15 protein-coding genes are annotated in these 17,574 nt (G+C 72.1%); 4 read left to right on the plus strand and 11 right to left on the minus strand.

What is annotated here, in order from left to right; translation table 11 throughout:
• Nucleotides 1-8: 8 nt before the first annotated feature.
• The 3 genes from citC to glnA all read right to left on the minus strand — a co-directional run bounded on the left by citC (nucleotide 9) and on the right by glnA (nucleotide 3,372).
• Nucleotides 9-1,079, minus strand: a complete 1,071-nt coding sequence (citC, locus tag K313_RS0100105) for a [citrate (pro-3S)-lyase] ligase (protein ID WP_029209921.1) — start codon at nucleotides 1,077-1,079, stop codon at nucleotides 9-11.
• Between the two features lie 78 nt (nucleotides 1,080-1,157).
• The gene (locus K313_RS19435) at nucleotides 1,158-1,862 is read right to left on the minus strand and encodes a SanA/YdcF family protein (protein ID WP_029209922.1); all 705 of its coding nucleotides are present in this window, start codon (nucleotides 1,860-1,862) and stop codon (nucleotides 1,158-1,160) included.
• Nucleotides 1,863-1,947: 85 nt separating this feature from the next.
• Complete coding sequence (glnA, locus tag K313_RS0100115) at nucleotides 1,948-3,372, minus strand: type I glutamate--ammonia ligase (RefSeq protein WP_029209923.1); 1,425 nt, start codon at nucleotides 3,370-3,372, stop codon at nucleotides 1,948-1,950.
• A gap of 145 nt (nucleotides 3,373-3,517) precedes the next feature.
• Between glnA and K313_RS0100120 the strand changes: the two genes are divergently transcribed.
• The gene (locus tag K313_RS0100120) at nucleotides 3,518-3,982 is read left to right on the plus strand and encodes an RDD family protein (protein WP_029209924.1); all 465 of its coding nucleotides are present in this window, start codon (nucleotides 3,518-3,520) and stop codon (nucleotides 3,980-3,982) included.
• Between the two features lie 431 nt (nucleotides 3,983-4,413).
• On the opposite strand, the gene K313_RS0100125 is transcribed toward K313_RS0100120, so the two are convergent.
• Both K313_RS0100125 and lipA read right to left on the minus strand, forming a co-directional pair.
• Nucleotides 4,414-5,211, minus strand: coding sequence for a DUF4191 domain-containing protein (locus tag K313_RS0100125; RefSeq protein ID WP_029209925.1), 798 nt, complete (start codon nucleotides 5,209-5,211; stop codon nucleotides 4,414-4,416).
• Nucleotides 5,212-5,253: 42 nt separating this feature from the next.
• Nucleotides 5,254-6,264: a lipoyl synthase gene (gene lipA / locus K313_RS0100130; protein WP_029209926.1), complete on the minus strand. Its 1,011-nt coding sequence runs from the start codon at nucleotides 6,262-6,264 to the stop codon at nucleotides 5,254-5,256.
• A gap of 181 nt (nucleotides 6,265-6,445) precedes the next feature.
• Between lipA and K313_RS0100135 the strand changes: the two genes are divergently transcribed.
• Complete coding sequence (locus tag K313_RS0100135; protein ID WP_029209927.1) at nucleotides 6,446-6,973, plus strand: ASCH domain-containing protein; 528 nt, start codon at nucleotides 6,446-6,448, stop codon at nucleotides 6,971-6,973.
• Between the two features lie 12 nt (nucleotides 6,974-6,985).
• On the opposite strand, the gene lipB is transcribed toward K313_RS0100135, so the two are convergent.
• Entirely contained in the window at nucleotides 6,986-7,696 is a 711-nt protein-coding gene (gene lipB, locus K313_RS0100140; RefSeq protein ID WP_029209928.1) for a lipoyl(octanoyl) transferase LipB, read from the minus strand.
• Between the two features lie 154 nt (nucleotides 7,697-7,850).
• Between lipB and K313_RS0100145 the strand changes: the two genes are divergently transcribed.
• Together K313_RS0100145 and K313_RS19440 are read left to right on the plus strand one after the other, a co-directional pair.
• Entirely contained in the window at nucleotides 7,851-9,596 is a 1,746-nt protein-coding gene (locus K313_RS0100145) for a serine/threonine protein kinase (RefSeq protein ID WP_029209929.1), read from the plus strand.
• Between the two features lie 86 nt (nucleotides 9,597-9,682).
• Nucleotides 9,683-10,051 (plus strand): hypothetical protein, encoded by a 369-nt coding sequence (locus K313_RS19440; RefSeq protein ID WP_029209930.1) that lies wholly within the window; start codon nucleotides 9,683-9,685, stop codon nucleotides 10,049-10,051.
• Nucleotides 10,052-10,144: 93 nt separating this feature from the next.
• Here the strand turns inward: K313_RS19440 and K313_RS0100155 are convergent, their stop codons facing one another.
• The 5 genes from K313_RS0100155 to K313_RS0100175 form a co-directional block, all read right to left on the minus strand.
• Complete coding sequence (locus K313_RS0100155; protein ID WP_019284715.1) at nucleotides 10,145-11,062, minus strand: TIGR01777 family oxidoreductase; 918 nt, start codon at nucleotides 11,060-11,062, stop codon at nucleotides 10,145-10,147.
• Between the two features lie 82 nt (nucleotides 11,063-11,144).
• Nucleotides 11,145-12,995 (minus strand): 2-oxoglutarate dehydrogenase, E2 component, dihydrolipoamide succinyltransferase, encoded by a 1,851-nt coding sequence (gene sucB / locus K313_RS0100160; RefSeq protein WP_029209931.1) that lies wholly within the window; start codon nucleotides 12,993-12,995, stop codon nucleotides 11,145-11,147.
• Nucleotides 12,996-13,056: 61 nt separating this feature from the next.
• The gene (gene lpdA / locus K313_RS0100165) at nucleotides 13,057-14,433 is read right to left on the minus strand and encodes a dihydrolipoyl dehydrogenase (protein WP_019284718.1); all 1,377 of its coding nucleotides are present in this window, start codon (nucleotides 14,431-14,433) and stop codon (nucleotides 13,057-13,059) included.
• Between the two features lie 154 nt (nucleotides 14,434-14,587).
• Nucleotides 14,588-15,751, minus strand: a complete 1,164-nt coding sequence (locus K313_RS0100170; protein WP_029209932.1) for a putative zinc-binding metallopeptidase — start codon at nucleotides 15,749-15,751, stop codon at nucleotides 14,588-14,590.
• Nucleotides 15,752-15,964: 213 nt separating this feature from the next.
• Nucleotides 15,965-17,467 (minus strand): leucyl aminopeptidase, encoded by a 1,503-nt coding sequence (locus K313_RS0100175; RefSeq protein ID WP_029209933.1) that lies wholly within the window; start codon nucleotides 17,465-17,467, stop codon nucleotides 15,965-15,967.
• Nucleotides 17,468-17,574 lie beyond the last annotated feature (107 nt).

Consider the following 17,574-nt stretch of genomic DNA (forward strand, 5'->3'; position numbering starts at 1 on the left):
TGGCGCGGTCAGCCGACGGCGGCGGGCACGAGCTCGGCCCGGGGGCGGTCGGCCTGCACCTTGGTGGTGAGCAGGGCGAGGGTGGGGGCCGGCACGAGGCCGGCGAGGGCGACGAGGTCCTTGTTGGCCAGGCGACGACGGACCTCCGACGCGGAGATCGCGACGCCGTCCCGCGCCACGCGCGGGATCTCGTGCACGCGCACGGGGTCTGCGGCCAGCGGCTCCGCCTCGAGCCAGCGGTGCATGTCGGCGTTGTAGGCCCGGGTGACGGGGCAGAACGGCTCCGTGCCGACGTAGCGGTCGGTGATGCCGAGGGCCGGCGCGATGTGCTGGCGAAAGATCAGCAGGTCGAGCCCGGTGCCGGCGCGGTCGACGACCCCGGAGTCCTTGAGGAAGTAGCTCGGGAAGGTCGCCCGGCTCACCAGGTAGGCCGACCCGCGGTGCACCATGATCCGGTCCCGCTCCGGCATCTCCTCGACGCCGGCCACCACGAGCCGGTAGCGCTCGTCGAAGGTGAAGCTGCTGGACCGCTCGGCCACGACGAAGACGTGCAGCACCTCGCAGTCCGCCACGGCCCGGCTCAGCAGGTGGCGGTGCCCCAGCGTGAACGGGTTGGCGTTGAGCACGACGGCACCCACCTTGTCGCGGTAGCGCCGGAGGTGCGCCAGCTGCTCGCAGTAGGCCGGGAGGCCGCGGGGGGTGTTCTCGAGCAGGGTCACGACACCGGGCACGGTCGCCAGGTGGTGGAAGCCGCACGCCTCGAAGTGGGGCCGGTAGTCCGGCTTGGTGTAGATGAACAGGTGGGTGACGCCCCGGTCGAGGGCCACGTAGGTCATCTCCGTCATCAGCGGCAGCAGCACCTCGCGTCCCTGCAGGGACGGGTCCACGGCCACGCACTTGACGACCTGACCCTCCAGCCCGGCGCAGGCCAGCACTCGGCCGTAGTGCTGGAAGGTCACGAACTCCTCGACGCCGGAGTCGATCTCGAGGTCCTGGCTCGCCAGCAGCGTCCGGATGCGCTCCATCGCGGCGGGGTCCTCACCGGGGTCCACGCAGATGATGTCGAGGTCGTCATCCACGCTCTGGACACTACGGCGTGGGCCCGGCCGCGCCTCCGGCGGGGTGGCCGTATGCCGACCGCCCGGCCCCCCGACCGGTCACCGTGATCGCGCGTGCGCCAGCGCGCGCTGCACGGCGGGGTCGTGCTCGGGGTCGTCCTCGCGCCGGGGGCGGACGAGGTCGGCCAGGACCTTGGCGCCGGCGGCCCACTCGCGGGCCACGCCGTAGGCCCAGGCGTTGCGGTCGGTCCCGGCCAGGGGGCGCTTCACGGACCAGTCGGCGACCCCGACCGCGTCCAGCCCCGCCGCGCCGGCGATCGCCAGGGCCCGCGGCAGGTGGTAGGCCTGGCTCACCAGTGCGATCCGCTCCAGGCCGTAGACGCGTCGCGCCCGCCAGCAGGTGGCGTAGGTGTCCACGCCCTCCCGGTCCTCGACGACGAGGTCGGGGTCGACGCCGTTGTCCTCGAGGTACCGCCGCATCACCCCGGGCTCGTCCGCCCCGGGCAGGTCGGCCCCGGACACGACGATGACCTCGACCCGTCCGAGCCGCAGCAGCTCCAGCGCCCGGTCCAGACGCGCGGCGAGGTAGCGGCTCGGTGTCCCGTCAGGCAGGACGCCCGCCCCCAGCACGACCGCCACCTCGGCCGCGGGCGTGGACCCGGGGGAGTGGATCCGGTCGCGGGCGGCGACGAGGGCCCAGGCCCGGGTCCCGGCGACGGCTGCGGTGGCGGCGGCTGCGCCGAGGAGGGCGGTGAGGGCGCCCCAGCGCAGGGCGGCGGTGGGGGAGACGGCGGGCTTCGGCATACGGCATCCTCCCACCACCATGCCCCTGGGGACGCGACGAGGGCCGCCCTGCACGCGGCAGGACGGCCCTTCGGCGACGGCTCGATCAGATGCTGAAGTACATCTCGAACTCGTAGGGGTGGGGGCGCAGACGCAGCGGCGCCACCTCGTTCTCGGTCTTCCAGTCGATCCAGGTGCGGATCAGGTCCTCGGTGAAGACGTCGCCCTCGAGCAGGAACTCGTGGTCCTCCTCGAGCGCCTTGAGGACCTCCTCGAGGGTGCAGGGGACCTGCTCGATCTGCTCGTGCTCCTCCGGGGGCAGCTCGTAGAGGTCCTTGTCGATCGGCTCCGGGGGCTCGATGCGGTTCTTGATGCCGTCCAGGCCGGCCATCAGCTGCGCGGCGAAGGCGAGGTAGGGGTTGGCCGAGGGGTCCGGGATGCGGAACTCGATGCGCTTGGCCTTGGGGCTCGTGCCCGCGATCGGGATGCGGATGCAGGCCGAGCGGTTGCGGGCGGAGTAGACCAGGTTGACCGGAGCCTCGAAGCCCGGCACCAGACGGTGGTAGGAGTTGGCGCTCGGGTTGGTGAACGCCAGCAGCGCCGGGGCGTGCTTGAGCAGGCCGCCGATGTACCAGCGAGCGATGTCGGACAGGCCGCCGTAGCCCTGCTCGTCGTAGAAGAGCGGCTTGCCGTCCTTCCACAGGGACTGGTGCGTGTGCATGCCGGACCCGTTGTCGCCGAAGATCGGCTTGGGCATGAAGGTCGCGGTCTTGCCCTCCTCCCACACGGTGTTCTTGACGACGTACTTGAACTTCATGATGTCGTCGCCCGAGTGCAGCAGGGTGTTGAACTTGTAGTTGATCTCCTGCTGGCCGGCGGTGCCCACCTCGTGGTGGGAGCGCTCGACCTCCAGGCCGACGCGGTCCAGGTTGAGGCAGATCTTGTCGCGGGTGTCGGCGAAGTGGTCCACCGGCGGCACCGGGAAGTAGCCACCCTTGAACGCCGTCTTGTAGCCGCGGTTGCCGCCCTCCTCCTCGCGCCCGGAGTTCCAGGCCGCCTCGATAGAGTCGATCGAGTAGAAGGAGGTCTGCGCGTTGTTGGCGTAGCGCACGTCGTCGAAGACGTAGAACTCCGCCTCGGCGCCGAAGAACGCGGTGTCGGCGATGCCCGTGGACTTGAGGTAGGTCTCGGCCTTGAGCGCGATGTTGCGCGGGTCGCGGCTGTAGGGCTCGTCCGTGAACGGGTCCACGATCGAGAAGTTCATGATCAGGGTCTTCTCGACGCGGAAGGGGTCGAGATAGGCCGTCTTGACGTCCGGCAGCAGCTTCATGTCGGACTCGTGGATCGCCTGGAACCCGCGGATCGAGGACCCGTCGAAGGCCTGGCCCTCCGTGAAGAAGTCCTCGTCGAGCGTCTGGGCCGGCACGTTGAAGTGCTGCATCACGCCCGGCAGGTCACAGAACCGGATGTCGACGAACTTGACGTCCTCGTCCTTGATGAAAGTCAGGACCTCTTCAGGGGTGCTGAACACATCGTCCTCCTGTGTGTCGTCGGCCCGACTGGCCGACCTGTTGCCCACCAAGGTACGGGCAGGCCGTTACCCGACCATGACTCCAATGTTTCCCGCGTGTTACACGCTGTCCAGCCGAACCCCGCCCGGCAGGTAGCCTGAGCCGGTGGTGGATCGCAGGGACGTCGGTGGCTGGCTCGAGGGACCGGGTCAGCTGACCCAGCAGGGCGCGTATGCCGGGGAGCGCCTCGGCCTCCCCGCGTCGGGGCCAGGCGCCATGGCACCGCTCGGACGCCGCGTGCTGGCCCTGCTCGTCGACTGGCTGCTGTGCTGCGCCATCGCCATCGGGTTGTTCCGCATGCCGGTCGGCGCCACCGGACTGGACTCGTTCATCCCGCTCGCCGTGTTCGCCGTCGAGAACGTCCTGCTCGTCGGCACCGCCGGCTGCACGATCGGCCACCGCCTGCTCGGCCTGCACGTCCGCCGCGCCGCCGGAGGGCCGCTGGGCGTCGTGGGCGCCGCGCTGCGGACCCTGCTGCTCCTGCTGGTCATCCCGCCCGTGGTGTGGGACGGCGACGGCCGGGGCCTGCACGACAAGGCCGTCGGCAGCGTCATCGTCCGCACCCGCTGACCTGAGCGTCTCTCGTCGCGTCCCGCGTCCAGCGTCTCTGGTTGCGTCCCGCGTCTCTGGTTGCGTCCCGCGTCTCTGGTTGCGTCCTCCGTCTCGTGCTGCAGCACGAGACGGAGGATGGTGGCTGAGACGGGCGCTGGTCGTGCAGACGGGAACTGATCGTGCAGACGGTTGAGGGCCGCCCCCCGTACCTCGGGACGACCCTCAACCTGCGCATACGTCTCTCGTCAGCGACCTGCCTGACTCGGTCGCTTCCTCGGACTCCGCTACGGCCGAGGGCCCCAGGCTCGTTCCTCGCCCAGGGCCCTTAACCTCCGCATACGTCTCTCGTCAGCGACCTGCCTGACCTGGTCCCTTCCTCGGACTCCGCTACGGCCGAGAGCTGCCCCTCGTACCTCGGGACGACCCGCAACCTCCACATACGTCCTTCGTCAGCGACCGCGCATGCCCTTGCGATCCACGCGCGCCCTCGTCGGGTCCATCCCCGCCGGGACGCCGGCGCCGGCGCCCGTCATGGCCTTCAGGCGCTTGTTGACGACCGCGACCTCCTCCTTGGTCAGCACCGGCTTCAGGCGCTGCACCTTGGAGGCGAGCTTGCGCACGGGCACGACCTCGACGTCACCGGTCTGCCCCTCCGCCTCCGCATCCCCGACCCGCATCAGGTGCACGGGCGAGCCGGACGCGAGGCGCTCGACCTTGCGACGCTCCTCGACCAGGAGCTTCTTGGCGCGGGCCGTCGGACCCTCGGCGACGAGCACGACGCCGGGACGACCCACCGCGCGATACAGCGTGGCGACGTTGGTGTAGTCCTGCCCCTTGGGTCGCCCGTCCGCGGCGATGGGCTGCTGCTCGATGAACCAGCCGCCGCGGCGGATGGAGGACAGCGCGGCCATGGTCGCACCGGGCTTGCCCTCGATCATCGAGTAGGCGCCGCGGTCCGTACGGCGGCTCATCACGATCATCGCGGCCAGCGCGGCGAGCGGGATGCCGAGGAACAGGAAGTACCAGGGGTGCCCCACCAGGAAGCCGATGGCCACCATGACGAGCAGGGTCAGCAGCGCCGCGCCGACCATCCACTGCGTGATCTTGGGATCCACCTGCTTGGCGAAGCCGTACGCCTGCTTCATCTGAGCGATGCGCCCGGGCTTGTTGGGGTCCTTGGGCTGCTTGGGCGCCTTGTTGCGCCCGAACCGGGACGCCTTCGTGCTGCCGGATGCTTCTCGTGCCATGAGGCGGATCTTACCGTTCTGTGGGGGTTGGCTCGGGGGACGTCAGCGCTGCGCGAGCAGCGAGGACGCCTCCTGGCGAGTGGTCTGGTCGGCGGCGTCGGAGAGGTGCGACAGGTGCTCGGGCAGCGGACGGCCGAACTCCCGCATGGCCTGGCTGTAGAGCTTGCCCGACCGGTAGGACGAGCGCACCAGGGGGCCGGCCATGACGGCCTTCATCCCGCGGTCGAGGGCCAGGTCGCGCCAGTGCACGAACTCCTCGGGCTTGACCCAGCGGTCGATGGGGTGGTGCAGCTTGGACGGCCGGAGGTACTGCGTGATGGTCAGGACGTGGCAGCCCGCGTCGACCAGGTCTCCGATGGCCTGCTCGATCTCCTGCTCCTCCTCACCCATGCCGAGGATGAGGTTGGACTTGGTGATGAGGCCGGCGTCCTGCGCCATGGAGAGCACCCGAAGCGACTTGTCGTAGGTGAACGCCGGGCGGATGCGCTTGAAGATGCGCGGGACGGTCTCGAGGTTGTGCGCGAACACCTCGGGGCGGGCGTCGAAGACCTGGCCGACCAGCTCGGGCTTGGCGCCGAAGTCCGGCGGCAGGATCTCGACCCCGGTCGTGGGGTTGAGCCGGTGGATCTCGCGGATCGTCTCGGCATACAGCCAGGCCGCCCCGTCGGGCTGGTCGTCGCGTGCGACGCCGGTCACGGTCGCGTAGCGCAGCTGCATGGTCGCGATGTTCTGCGCGACCTTGGTCGGCTCGCCGCGGTCCAGCTCGGTGGGGCGTCCGGTCGCGATGTCGCAGAAGTCGCAGCGGCGGGTGCACACATCACCGCCGATGAGGAAGGTCGCCTCCCGGTCCTCCCAGCACTCGAAGATGTTGGGGCAGGACGCCTCCTGGCACACCGTGTGCAGGCCCTGGCCCTTGACGCGCGACTGCATCTGGGAGTACTCGGGCCCCATCTTGGCCGTCGTTCGGATCCAGCTCGGCTTGCGCTCGATGGGGGTCTCCGCGTTGCGCGCCTCGACGCGCAACATGCGACGACCCTCCGGTGCGACGGTCATGGTGCTCCTTGCGATCGTGTGCGTCAGGCCGTATGCCGACCCCTAGCAACGGGCCGCGTCCGGGGTGCGGGGGCGACCGTTCCCACAGGGTACGCCGCGCCACGGACACACCCCCAATGCAGCGGTGCCGGCACGGCGGGGTCCGGATGTGCGAGCGCTGCACCAGGGCTACCGTGAACGCATGCCGACCCCACCCGCAGACCCGCAGACCGAGCTCGTCGAGGCGTTCTGGACCGAGGCTCGGGTGCGCTCCGGCCTCGCCGGGGAGGAGATCTATCAGGGGGTCTCCTCGTCCGCGGTCCTGCGCCCGCCCGCCTGGTCCTTCGGGGACACCCGTGAGATGGCCGACGAGCTGTGTGCGCTGGTCCTGTCCGGGCGCAAGACCACGACGTCGTCACCGGCCTGGGCCTACGACGCCTACGACGGTGACGGTCACGGCGAGCCGATGCCCGAGGCAGGGTCCGTCACCATCCTTTGCGACGGTTCCGGATCGCCCCGGGCGGTGCTGCGCACGACGCGCGTGCGCGTCGTGCCCTTCGACGAGGTGGAGGCGGCTCATGCCTGGGCCGAGGGCGAAGGTGACGGGAGCCTTGACGGCTGGCGCGCGGGTCACCAGGACTTCTTCACCCGTGTCGACGACGGTAGTCACCCGTTCGCGGCGGACATGCCGGTCGTCCTCGAGGAGTTCGAGGTGCTCGCCCGCGCGTAGGCGGGCGCGTCGTCAGTGCAGGAGCTCGGGCAGCGGCGTCGTGCCGGTGACCGTGCCACGCTGGCGGGCCGCCTCGACCGCCTGGGCGGTCGTCATGTCGAACACGCGGGCGAGGTGCCGCTCGGCGAGGGGCAGGACCTCCTGCACGGTGACGTCCCGGTCGAGCTCGCGGGACAACGAGGTGACCCCGGCGTCGGCGATGCCGCACGGCACGATCACCTGCGCCCAGGACAGGTCGCAGTCCGCGTTGAGCGCGAAGCCGTGCATCGTCACGTCCCGGCTGACCCGGATCCCGATCGCCCCGATCTTGCGGTCGCCACCACGATCGTCGGCCATGACCCAGACGCCGCTGCGCCCGGCGACGCGGGCGGTCTCGACGCCGAGGTCGGCGCAGACCCCCATCATCATGTCCTCGAGGCGGCGCACGTGCGCCACGACGTCGCGGTTGCTGGGCAGGTGGACGATCGGGTAGCCGACCAGCTGCCCGGGGCCGTGCCAGGTGATCTTGCCTCCCCGGTCGACGTCGATGACCGGGGTGCCGTCGAACGGCCGCTCGTGCGGCTCGGTGCGCTTGCCCGCGGTGTAGACCCGCCGGTGCTCCAGCAGGAGCGTCGTGTCGGGGATCGCGCGGGCCACGACCTGCGCGTGGACCTCCCGCTGGTGGTCCCAGGCCTGCTGGTAGTCGACCAGGTCCGGCGCGAAGCCCAGGTGCTCGAAACGCATGCCCCCACGATACGACCGCGTGACGACTCCTTCGTCCACAGGCGTTGAACGTTCACAACCCCGCCTGTGGATGACGGCCGGGGTGGTCGTCCGGGAGGAGACAAGGTGTGGGTCGAGGGGGACGGACCTCTTCGTGGCAGGCAGGAGGGCTCCCATGGCCAGGCCCGCAGTTCCCGGGTATGACGTCCAGGGCGTCCTCGGGGGCGGCGCCGCGAGCGTGGTGTGGCGCGGCGAACGCCTCTCCGACGGACGTGCGGTCGCGCTCAAGGTGTCGCGCGAGCCCCTGCGACCCGACGACCCCTGGCAGGTCAAGGGGTGGTCGACGGCACCGCGGGACGCGGAGAGCGTCCTGGCCGAGCTGGAGTGGCTGAGGCAGGTCCACCATCCCGGCGTCGTCGAGCTCCTCGACGCGATGGTCCTGGAGGACCAGCGGATCGTCGTGGTGCTGACGCTGGCGGAGGGCGGCTCCCTGTCCGACCTCGTCCGTTCACGCGGCCACCTCACCCCCGCGGAGGTGACGGCGGTGCTGCTGGGTCTCGCCACGACGATCCGAGACCTGCACGCCGCCCGCCTGGTCCACGGCGACCTGTCACCCGGCAACGTGCTGCTCGACGCGACCGGGAAGCCGCTCGTGGGCGACCTCGGGACCCTCAGCGCCTTCGACGAGGCGGTCGACGATCCGTGGGGGACGACCGGATTCGTCGCACCGGACATCGTGGCCGGTGGCGAGCCTGCGCCGTCCTCCGACGTGTACTCGCTGGGCGCCCTCGCGTGGTACGCCCTCGTCGGTGAGGCCCGCCCCGCGGCCACGGACCCGCGCGAGCTCGATGCCCGGGTCCCCGGCACGCCCGCCGGGCTGCTGGACGTCGTGCGGGCCTGCCTGTCCCCACGCCCAGGTGACCGACCAGAGGTGGCGGAGCTGGTCGAGTCCCTGACCGCGCTCGTGTCGTCCCCGGTGGAGGTCAGCCCGGTCGACCGCCCCGAGGACGTCACCCGGCGGGTGCGGGAGCAGGCCGCCGAGCAGGAGCGGGCACTCACCCGTGCCAGGGTGCGAGCCGCGCACCTCGAGGAGGCCCGACGCAAGGCAGCACGGCCGCGACTGCTCTCCCGACGCGCGCTGGCCCTGTCGATCGCGGTCGGGCTGGTGCTCGGCGTCCTCGGCGGTCGCTGGTGGCTGGACCGGCGAGACGCGCACGCGGCCGCCGCATCTCGCCCCGTCGCGGCTGCGACGCAACGCCCGTCGGGCACCCCTGCGTCAGCCTCCACACCTGCCCGTCCCGCCCAAGCCGCCGCTGCACCTGGCCGCTCGGACCCCGTCACCACGGCTCCCGCGACCTCGGGCCCCACCACGCGCCCCGGCAGCACTGGCCCGGCGCCCACCAGCCCGGCGACCGCCAGCCCGCCGGCCGCGAGCCAGTCGACCGCCAGCCCGTTGGCGGGCACGTCGGCCGCACCCCCCGCCGGGGGCGCCTCCTCGCGGGCGTCCGGACCATCGGGGGCCGTCTCGACCGATCCCCGGGCCGTGCTCCAGGACCTTCTCGATGCGCGCGCCTCAGCGCTCATGGCCCGTGACGTCGGGGCGCTCCGATCGGCCGACGCCGACGGGTCGTGGGCCCGCCGGAACGACGAGACGGCCGTCGCGGAGCTGCGACGACGGGGCCAGACGCAGCGGGGCGTCCGGTTCGTCGTGGAGCAGGCACGAACCGTCCGCATCGACGGGGGAGCGGCGACCGTGCGGGCCTCCGTCCGGCTGGACGACTACACCTGGACCGAGCCCGGGTCGCCGACGCGGACGGCGTCAGGTCATGCGGCTACTGCCGCGGACTACCACCTGCGCAGGACGAGGGAGGGCTGGCGGCTCGACGGCATCGCCGAGGCACCCGCCGTCGTGGGCCGGTGAACCCGTGAGCCTTGCGGGCTCACGGCTAGCTCAGGGGAACGGGCCTACGGTGGAGACGTCGGGACCAACGACCGTCGGGGGAGATCATGAGAGTCGCACGCGCACTGCTGTTCCTGGCCGTGGGAGCCCTGGTCTGGGCGATCTGGCTGTCCTGGGGGTTCGACGGCACCTATCCCGCCTGGCAGGTGGCCGCCTGCGGGATCACGGCGGTCGCGGCGACCGCGCTGGGGGCCTGGCGCCTCGGTCCGGTTCCGGCCGTCCTGGAGGTCGCCCTGCCCATGGCGGTCGGCCTCACGGGCGCCTGGACCCTGTGGGCGCGGGCCGACGAGACGGGGCTCTACGCCGTGGGCGCGATCCTCATGGCCCTCGGCACGGGCGTCGGGTTGTCCGCCGTGGCGGCGATCGCCTCGATCGTCGGGCGTCGCAGCGGGGTCGGCAGTCACGCTCGAGGCTGAGGGCTGAGGGCTGAGGGCTGAGGGCTGAGGGCTGAGGGCTGAGGGCAGAGGGCAGAGGGCAGAGGGCAGAGGGCAGAGCCTGAGGCGCCTGGGTCAGGCGCGGACCGTGAGGTCGTGCCAAGGACTCGCCACCTGGCGCACGGCATCCTCGACCCGGGCGTGGCGCCATACGAAGCCGGTCTGCTCGAGCACCCCTGGTCGGATCAGCTGGCTGCCGAGGATGTCGTCGGCCAGCTCGCCCAGCGCGAGCCGCAAGGCCGTCGCGGGCGCGGGGACGAACGCAGGACGGCCGAGGGCACGAGCCAGGGCCATCGCGATGTCGCCCTGCCGGGCGCTGCCCGGGGCGACGAGGTTGACCGGACCATGGACCTCGGTGTCGATCATATGCAGGAGCGCCCGCACCTCGTCCTCCATCGAGATCCACGGCCACCACTGGCGCCCGCTGCCGATGGGTCCCCCGAGCCCGAGGCGAGCCAGGGGGAGGAGCGGGCCGAGGGCGCCGCCCTCGGCCGACAGGACCAGACCGGTGCGGGCGAGCGTGACCCGACGACCGTTCGTCTGCGCCGCGCAGGCCTCGAGCTCCCAGGCCTTGACGACCTCGGCCAGGAAGGTGTGGCCCGGGGCACTCGCCTCGGTCAGCTCCTCCTCGCCGCGGTCGCTGCCATAGATCCCGACCGCGGAGGCGTTGAGGAGCGGCACCTGGTCGCCGAGACGGTCGAGGTGCCGGACGAGCGTTCGCGTGGTGCTCGTGCGGCTGGTGAGGAGCTCTCGCTTGTAGCGCGAGGTCCAGCGCCGCGCGACCGGGGCACCCGACAGGTTGACCACGGCATCGACGGGCTCGACCCCGTCGAGGTCGATGTGCCCGGCCGTCGGGTCCCATCGGATCTCGTCGGCGCTCGACGGCGGTCGGCGCACCAGCCGGATCACCTGGTCGCCACGGGCGGCCAGGGCGGTGCGCAGCTCGGTGCCGATCAGGCCGCTGGCGCCGCTGACCAGGATTCGTCGTGCCACGGGGTGCCTCCCAGGTGTCAGGTGCAGAGATGGCTGCGGGCCGTGACCACCGGTGGTGATCACGGCCCGCAGACAGGGTGGGTCAGAGCCCGAGCGAGGACTCGAACCGGCCTTCCTCCAGGCGCGCCTTGAGCGCCGAGAGGAACTTGCCGGCGAGCGCACCGTCGACCGCGCGGTGGTCGTAGGTGAGCACGAGGTACATCATCGAGCGGATCGCGATCGCGTCGTTGCCCTCGGCGTCGGTGACGACGGCGGGCCGCTTGACGATGGCGCCCGTGCCGAGGATGCCGACGTTGGGCTGGTTGATGATCGGCGTGTCGAGCAGCGAGCCGTTGCTGCCGATGTTGGTGATCGTGAAGGTCGCGCCACCCAGCTCGTCCGGCCCGACCTTGTTGGTGCGGGTGCGGTCGGCCAGGTCGGCGATCTTGCGGGACAGCCCGGCGATGTTGAGGTCACCGGCGTCCTTGATCACCGGCACGAGCAGGCCACGCTCGGTGTCGACCGCGATGCCCACGTGCTCGGCGCCGTGGTAGACGAGGCTGTCGCCGTCGATGCTGGAGTTGAGCTGCGGGAAGGCCTTGAGGGCCTCGATCGCGGCCAGCGTGATGAACGGCAGGTAGGTGAGCTTGACGCCCTCGCGCTGCTGGAACTCACCCTTGGCGCGGGCCCGCAGGGACACGACGCGGGTCATGTCCACCTCGATGGCGGCCGTGAGCTGCGCCGAGACGGACAGGGACTCGACCATGCGCTGGGCGATGACCTTGCGCAGGCGCGGCATCTTCTCCGTGGTGCCACGCTTGGCGGCCGACGCGGGGTCGGCGGTCGGCACGGCGGTCGGAGCGCCACCACCGGCCGCGGGGGCCGGGGCTGCTGCCGGCGTGGCGGCCGCGGCGGGGGCAGCCTCCGGCTCGGAGGCCTCCTTGGCGGCGTCGAGGACGTCCTGCTTGCGGATGCGGCCACCCACGCCCGTGCCCTTGAGGCTGGACAGGTCGACGCCGTTGTCGGCGGCGAGCTTGCGGACCAGCGGGGTCACGTATGCCGAGGCGTCGGCGTCACCCTGGGACTCGGCGCGAGGCGCCGCGGCCTTGGGCTCGGACGACTGCTGCTGGGGGGCGTCCTGCTTCGGCTGCTCCTTGGGCTTCTCCTCGGCCTTCGCCTCCTCCTTGGGAGCCTCCTCCTTGGGGGCGTCCTCCTTGGGCGACTGGCCCTCGGAGCCATCCCCGTCAGAGGAGTCGCCGCCGGAGGCCTCGCCACCGACGATCGCCAGCTCGGCGCCGACCTCGGCGGTCTCGTCCTCCTGGACGAGGATCTTGGTGAGCTTGCCCGCGAACGGGGAGGGGATCTCGGTGTCGACCTTGTCGGTGGACACCTCGAGGAGCGGCTCGTCGACCTCGACGTCGTCGCCCTCGGCCTTGAGCCACCGGGTGATAGTGCCCTCGGTGACGGACTCGCCGAGCGCCGGCATGGTGACCTTGTCGCCCCCGGAGACGGATCCGCCGGACGAGCCGCCGGAGCCGGAGCCCGACGTGTCGCCGGAGTCGCTCTCGTCGGCCGGCTCCTCCTGCTCGGTGGAGGGAGCGGCCTGGGTGGTCTCCTCGACCGTCTCCTCCGTCTCGGGCTGCGAGGACTCGGAGTCCTTGGCCTCCTCGGCGGCGGACTGGTCCTCGTCGCCGGAGTCGTCCTTGGCGGGGGCGTCGCCGTCACCGATCACGGCGAGGTCTGCACCGACCTCGACCGTCTCGTCCTCCTCCACCAGGATCTCCTGGAGGGTGCCCGCGGCGGGGGAGGGGATCTCGGTGTCGACCTTGTCGGTCGAGACCTCGAGCAAGGGCTCGTCAACCTCGACCGAGTCACCCACGGACTTGAGCCAGCGGGTCACGGTGCCCTCGGTCACCGACTCGCCAAGTGCGGGCATCGTCACGCGTTCAGACATGTGTGAGGTTCTCCTTCGGTGAGCCGTTGACGTTCGAGAGCCACCCTACTGCGACAAGGCGCTAGGAGTGCGCGTGGAGCGGCTTGCCCGCGAGAGCGAGGTGAGCCTCCCCGAGCGCCTCGTTCTGGGTGGGGTGGGCGTGGACCAGCGAGGCCACGTCCTCGGGCAGTGCCTCCCAGCCGTAGATCAGCTGGGCCTCGCCGACCTGCTCGCCCATGCGGGCGCCGATCATGTGCAGTCCGACGACCGGCCCGTCCTTGCGTCGGACGAGCTTGACGAAGCCCTGCGTCCCGAGGATCTGGGACCTACCGTTGCCGCCGAGGTTGTACTCGTAGGCCTCGACCTCGCCGAAGGCCTCCTCGGCCTGCTCCTGGGTGTAGCCCACCGACGCGATCTCGGGGTCGCAGTAGGTGACGCGGGGGATGCCCCGCTCGTCGATGCGCGCCGGCTCGAGCCCGGCGATGGCCTCGGCGACGTAGATGCCCTGGGCGAACCCGCGGTGCGCCAGCTGCAGCCCGGGCACGATGTCGCCGACGGCCCAGACGCCCTCGACGGACGTGCGGCAGTCCTCGGCCAGCACGTAGCCGCGGTCCGTCGCCACGCCGATCTGCTCGTAGCCGAGGCCGTCGGTGACGGGGCCCCGGCCGACGGCCACGAGCAGCAGCTCTGCCTCCAGCTGGTCGCCACCCTCGAGCGTCACGGTCACCTGGGCGTCGTCCTGCGTCGCGGACTCGAAGCGGGCGCCGGTGCGGACCGCGATCTTGCGCTTGCGGAAGGATCGCTCCAGCTGCTTGGAGATCGCCGGGTCCTCGGCCGCGACGAGCCGGGGGAGCGCCTCCACGATCGTCACCTCGGAGCCGAAGCTGCGCAGCGCCGAGGCGAGCTCGACGCCGATGACGCCTCCACCCAGCACGATGGTGCGGGCGGGCACCTCGTCGAGCCGCAGCGCCTGCTCGCTGGTCATGACCCGCCCCCCGATCTCGAGCCCGGGCAGCGTCTTGGCGTAGGACCCCGTCGCGAGCACGAGGTTGCGGCCGGTCAGGCGCCGTCCGTCGACCTCGACCGCGTCCGCCGCGACGACCCGTCCGGTGCCCTCGACATACGTCAGGCCGGCCGCCTTGACCAGGCCCTGGAGACCCTTGTGGAGGCGGTTGACCACGCCGTCCTTGTAGGCGTGGACGGCGGGCAGGTCGATCGACTCGAACGTCGCCCGCACCCCGAACTGAGCGCTCTCGCGGGCGCTGTCGGCCACCTCGGCCGCGTGGAGCAGGGCCTTGGTGGGGATGCAGCCGAGGTGCAGGCAGGTGCCGCCCAGCTTGGACCTCTCGACCAGGGCCACGGACAGGCCCAGCTCCGCGGCGCGCAGCGCGCAGGCGTAGCCCCCGCTGCCCCCTCCGAGGATGACGATGTCGTAGGTGTCCTGCTGCTGGTCAGCCATGGTGCGCTCCCTTGCGTCTCGGCCGTCGTTGGTCGGGATGGCCTCGAGGCGCTCGTGACGCCGCCGCAGCCGCCGTCATCCTCTCACCCACGCGTCTCCAGGGCGCAAGCGGAGTCGCGACTCCCGAGGCCGAGGCCGACGTCGAGGCCGACGCTCAGCCACGCGACGCCAGGGCACGCCAGGGCCCGCAGACCCTCGCGTCCAGGCGACCGTCCCGCGCCTCGGCGTCGAAGAACGCGCGCTTGGCCAGCCCCGCGGTGGACGCACCCTCCACGGGGGCGTCACGTGACGTGCCGTGGAGGCACCAGTAGGCGTAGCTCTCGGCGAAGTCCTCGGTGGGGTGCGTCGCCGCGTAGGCAGACACGAAGGACTCCGGGCCGGTGGCGTGGAAGGCCTGCAGCTCGTCCGCGGAGGGCTGACGGTGGTCGGCATACAGCCTGGAGATGCGGCTGCGCTGCTCGGCCGAGTAGGTGCCGGCGTAGAACGCCACGAGCGGGGTGCCGGCTGCCGCGCAGGTGCCGGCGTTGTCGATCACCCAGGGGCACCGGGCGTCGCGGGAGGGGCGGGTCCGGTCCGGGTAGAGGCTGACCACGTGCCCGACCTCGTGCGCCATGGTGAGGAGCTGCTCCTGCGCTCCGAGGCCGGTGGCGAACGCCAGCCGGTAGCGCGTCGGGTCGCTCGGGTTGGGCTCGAAGAAGCCTGTGCGGATCCCTCCCTGGCGGGAGGGGTCCTGGAGCACCTCGGGCGGGTAGTCGTAGAGCACGACCTGGTCCAGGGCGACGAGATGGGCCGCGGGTATGCCGGACCGCAGGACCTCCCACCGCCACCGGTCGCAACGATCGGCCGGGCCGAGGCCGTCGAGGGGGCTGAGGCGTCCGTCGCGAACGGCGTAGACGCGCTGCAGCCTGGCGCCCTTGCCGAGGCTGGCGGGGTCGGTGCTGTAACCCGTCCGCGCGGGGAGGCGAGGCGGCCGCGCACCCCTCGCCCGCGAGGACACGTCGGTGCAGGACGCCGGCAGCGGCCAGGTCAGCCTGGTGGCGCCCCGCACGTCCTCGGGAGTGGCGGCGCTGCCCGGGTCCACGTGCTTCGGCGCCGCCACGGCCGGCACGACCGGCACCTCGCGCGGGATGTCGGTGCGCGAGCGGAGCACGGCCTGCGGCGCGCGCCGGCCGTCGGCTCGGGCCTGGACCAGCTCCGGCAGCAGACCCCCGGCGAGGGTGCGGAGGCCGGACGCGTCGCGCGCCACGGCAGGCAGGACGACAGGCAGGACCACGGTCAGCACCAGGGCGAGGGCTGCGACGGCCCCGGTCGTCGCCACCGCGCGCAGCCGACCTGCAGGGCGCGGCTGCGAGGCGCGTCGTGGCTGGTCGGAGCGGTGGGGCACAGACGCATCTCACCGCAGCCCGGCGCCCCTTGGCACCGCGTCGCAGCAGGTCGGCATCCGTCCTGCCGAGCACTATCGCGCAGAGGGACGGCGCCCGTCACCAGCGTGACCGGGCGCCGTCCATCCGGGTGACGGGGCGCGTGGGCGTCAGTCGGCGCTCAGCACCTCGGCGAGACGGACCAGGGTGGCGACCCCGAAGCCCGTGCCGCCCTTGGGGGCGACGCCCCGAGGAGCCTGCTCGTTGAAGGACGGTCCGGCGATGTCCACGTGGGCCCACGGGATGCGGTCACCGCCGACCTCGGGGACGAACTCCTTGAGGAACAGTCCGGCGGTGAGCATGCCGCCGGCCGGGCCCGCCTTGTGCGCGATGTCCGCGACCTCGGTGTCCAGGGCCTTGCGGTATGCCGGGGGCAGGGGCATCGGCCACAGGTCCTCACCCATGTCGTCGCCGGCGCTGCACACGCGGGTGCGGAAGTCGTCGTCGTTGCCCATGACGGCGGCCACCTCGTGCCCGAGGGCCACGACCTGGGCGCCGGTGAGGGTCGCGATGTCGACGATCGTGTCGGGGCCCTCCTCGCCGGCGGCGCACATGGCGTCGCCGAGCACCATGCGCCCCTCGGCGTCGGTGTTGAGGATCTCGACGGTCATGCCGTTGCGCATGGTCACGACGTCCGAGGCGCGCTGCGCGGTGCCCGAGGGCATGTTCTCGGCCAGCCCGAGCCACCCGGTGACCTGGATCGGCAGACCCAGCTCGGCGATCGCGAGGACCGCGCCGGCGACCGCGGCGGCACCGGCCATGTCGGACTTCATGTTGGCCATGTTGTTGGCGGGCTTGATGTCCAGGCCACCGGAGTCGAAGGTCATGCCCTTGCCGACCAGCGCCAGGTGGTGCTTGGCCTTGGCCGGCTTGTAGGACAGGGACACGAGCCGCGGCGCGTGCGCCGAGCCCTGGCCCACCCCGACGATGCCGCCGAACCCGCCCTTGGCCAGGGCCTTCTCGTCGAGCACCTTGATCTTGACCTTGGACCCGGTGGTGCGCTCGCGGACGCTGTCGACGAAGGTCTGCGGGTAGAGGAGGTTGGGGGCCGTGTTGACCAGGTCACGGGCGTAGCCGACGGCCTCGGCGACCGCCGCGGCCCGCTTGACGGCGGCCTTGACGGCGGAGTCGCGTCCGCGGTCGGCCACGACGGTGATGGTCTCGATGACGGTCGGTGCGCTCGAGGTGCCGCGCTGCGCCGTGAAGCGGTAGGCGCCCAGGGCGGCTCCTTCGGCCACGGCGCCCACGGCCGTCGCCGAGCTGCCCGGGAAGGCGACGGCGACGGTGCCGGCGTCCTTGACGGCGCGGGTGGCGGTGGCGGCGGCGCGGCGCAGGGCGGCCTCGTCGACGAGCTTCTTCTTGGCTGGCTCGGCGCCGAGACCGGCGACCACGACGCGCGGGGCCTTGACCCCGGGCACGGCGGGCAGGACGACCGTCGAGTCGGGGGCGCCGGTGAACCCGAGCGTGGGCAGGGCGCCCGCGAGGTAGGACGTCGCAGCCTCGGAGAGGCCGGACGGGAGGACGGGTGACGCGTCGCCGCTGAAGGCACCGAGGACGAGGACGTCGACGGCGAGGTCTGCGGCGGAGCGCGCGGTGACGGTGAGCGAGGTCACGACAGCTCCTGTGGGGGATGGACGGTGCACGAGACGTGCGGGGTCGGTGGTGCGGATGGCAGGGAAGGACAGGACAGGACCGGCCCGGGGAGGCCTTCCCGACAACC

It is taken from the genome of Arsenicicoccus bolidensis DSM 15745 (assembly GCF_000426385.1).
GTDB lineage: Bacteria > Actinomycetota > Actinomycetes > Actinomycetales > Dermatophilaceae > Arsenicicoccus > Arsenicicoccus bolidensis.

What these genes read in the sequence shown, in the direction of transcription:
- K313_RS0100145 (WP_029209929.1), top strand. Translation starts at nt 7,851, where the DNA reads ATGGCCAGGCCCGCAGTTCCCGGGTATGACGTCCAGGGCGTCCTCGGG.
- K313_RS0100125 (WP_029209925.1), bottom strand. Translation starts at nt 5,211, where the DNA reads ATGGCACGAGAAGCATCCGGCAGCACGAAGGCGTCCCGGTTCGGGCGC.
- sucB (WP_029209931.1), bottom strand. Translation starts at nt 12,995, where the DNA reads ATGTCTGAACGCGTGACGATGCCCGCACTTGGCGAGTCGGTGACCGAG.
- lipB (WP_029209928.1), bottom strand. Translation starts at nt 7,696, where the DNA reads ATGCGTTTCGAGCACCTGGGCTTCGCGCCGGACCTGGTCGACTACCAG.
- K313_RS19440 (WP_029209930.1), top strand. Translation starts at nt 9,683, where the DNA reads ATGAGAGTCGCACGCGCACTGCTGTTCCTGGCCGTGGGAGCCCTGGTC.
- lpdA (WP_019284718.1), bottom strand. Translation starts at nt 14,433, where the DNA reads ATGGCTGACCAGCAGCAGGACACCTACGACATCGTCATCCTCGGAGGG.
- lipA (WP_029209926.1), bottom strand. Translation starts at nt 6,264, where the DNA reads ATGACCGTCGCACCGGAGGGTCGTCGCATGTTGCGCGTCGAGGCGCGC.
- K313_RS0100135 (WP_029209927.1), top strand. Translation starts at nt 6,446, where the DNA reads ATGCCGACCCCACCCGCAGACCCGCAGACCGAGCTCGTCGAGGCGTTC.
- K313_RS19435 (WP_029209922.1), bottom strand. Translation starts at nt 1,862, where the DNA reads ATGCCGAAGCCCGCCGTCTCCCCCACCGCCGCCCTGCGCTGGGGCGCC.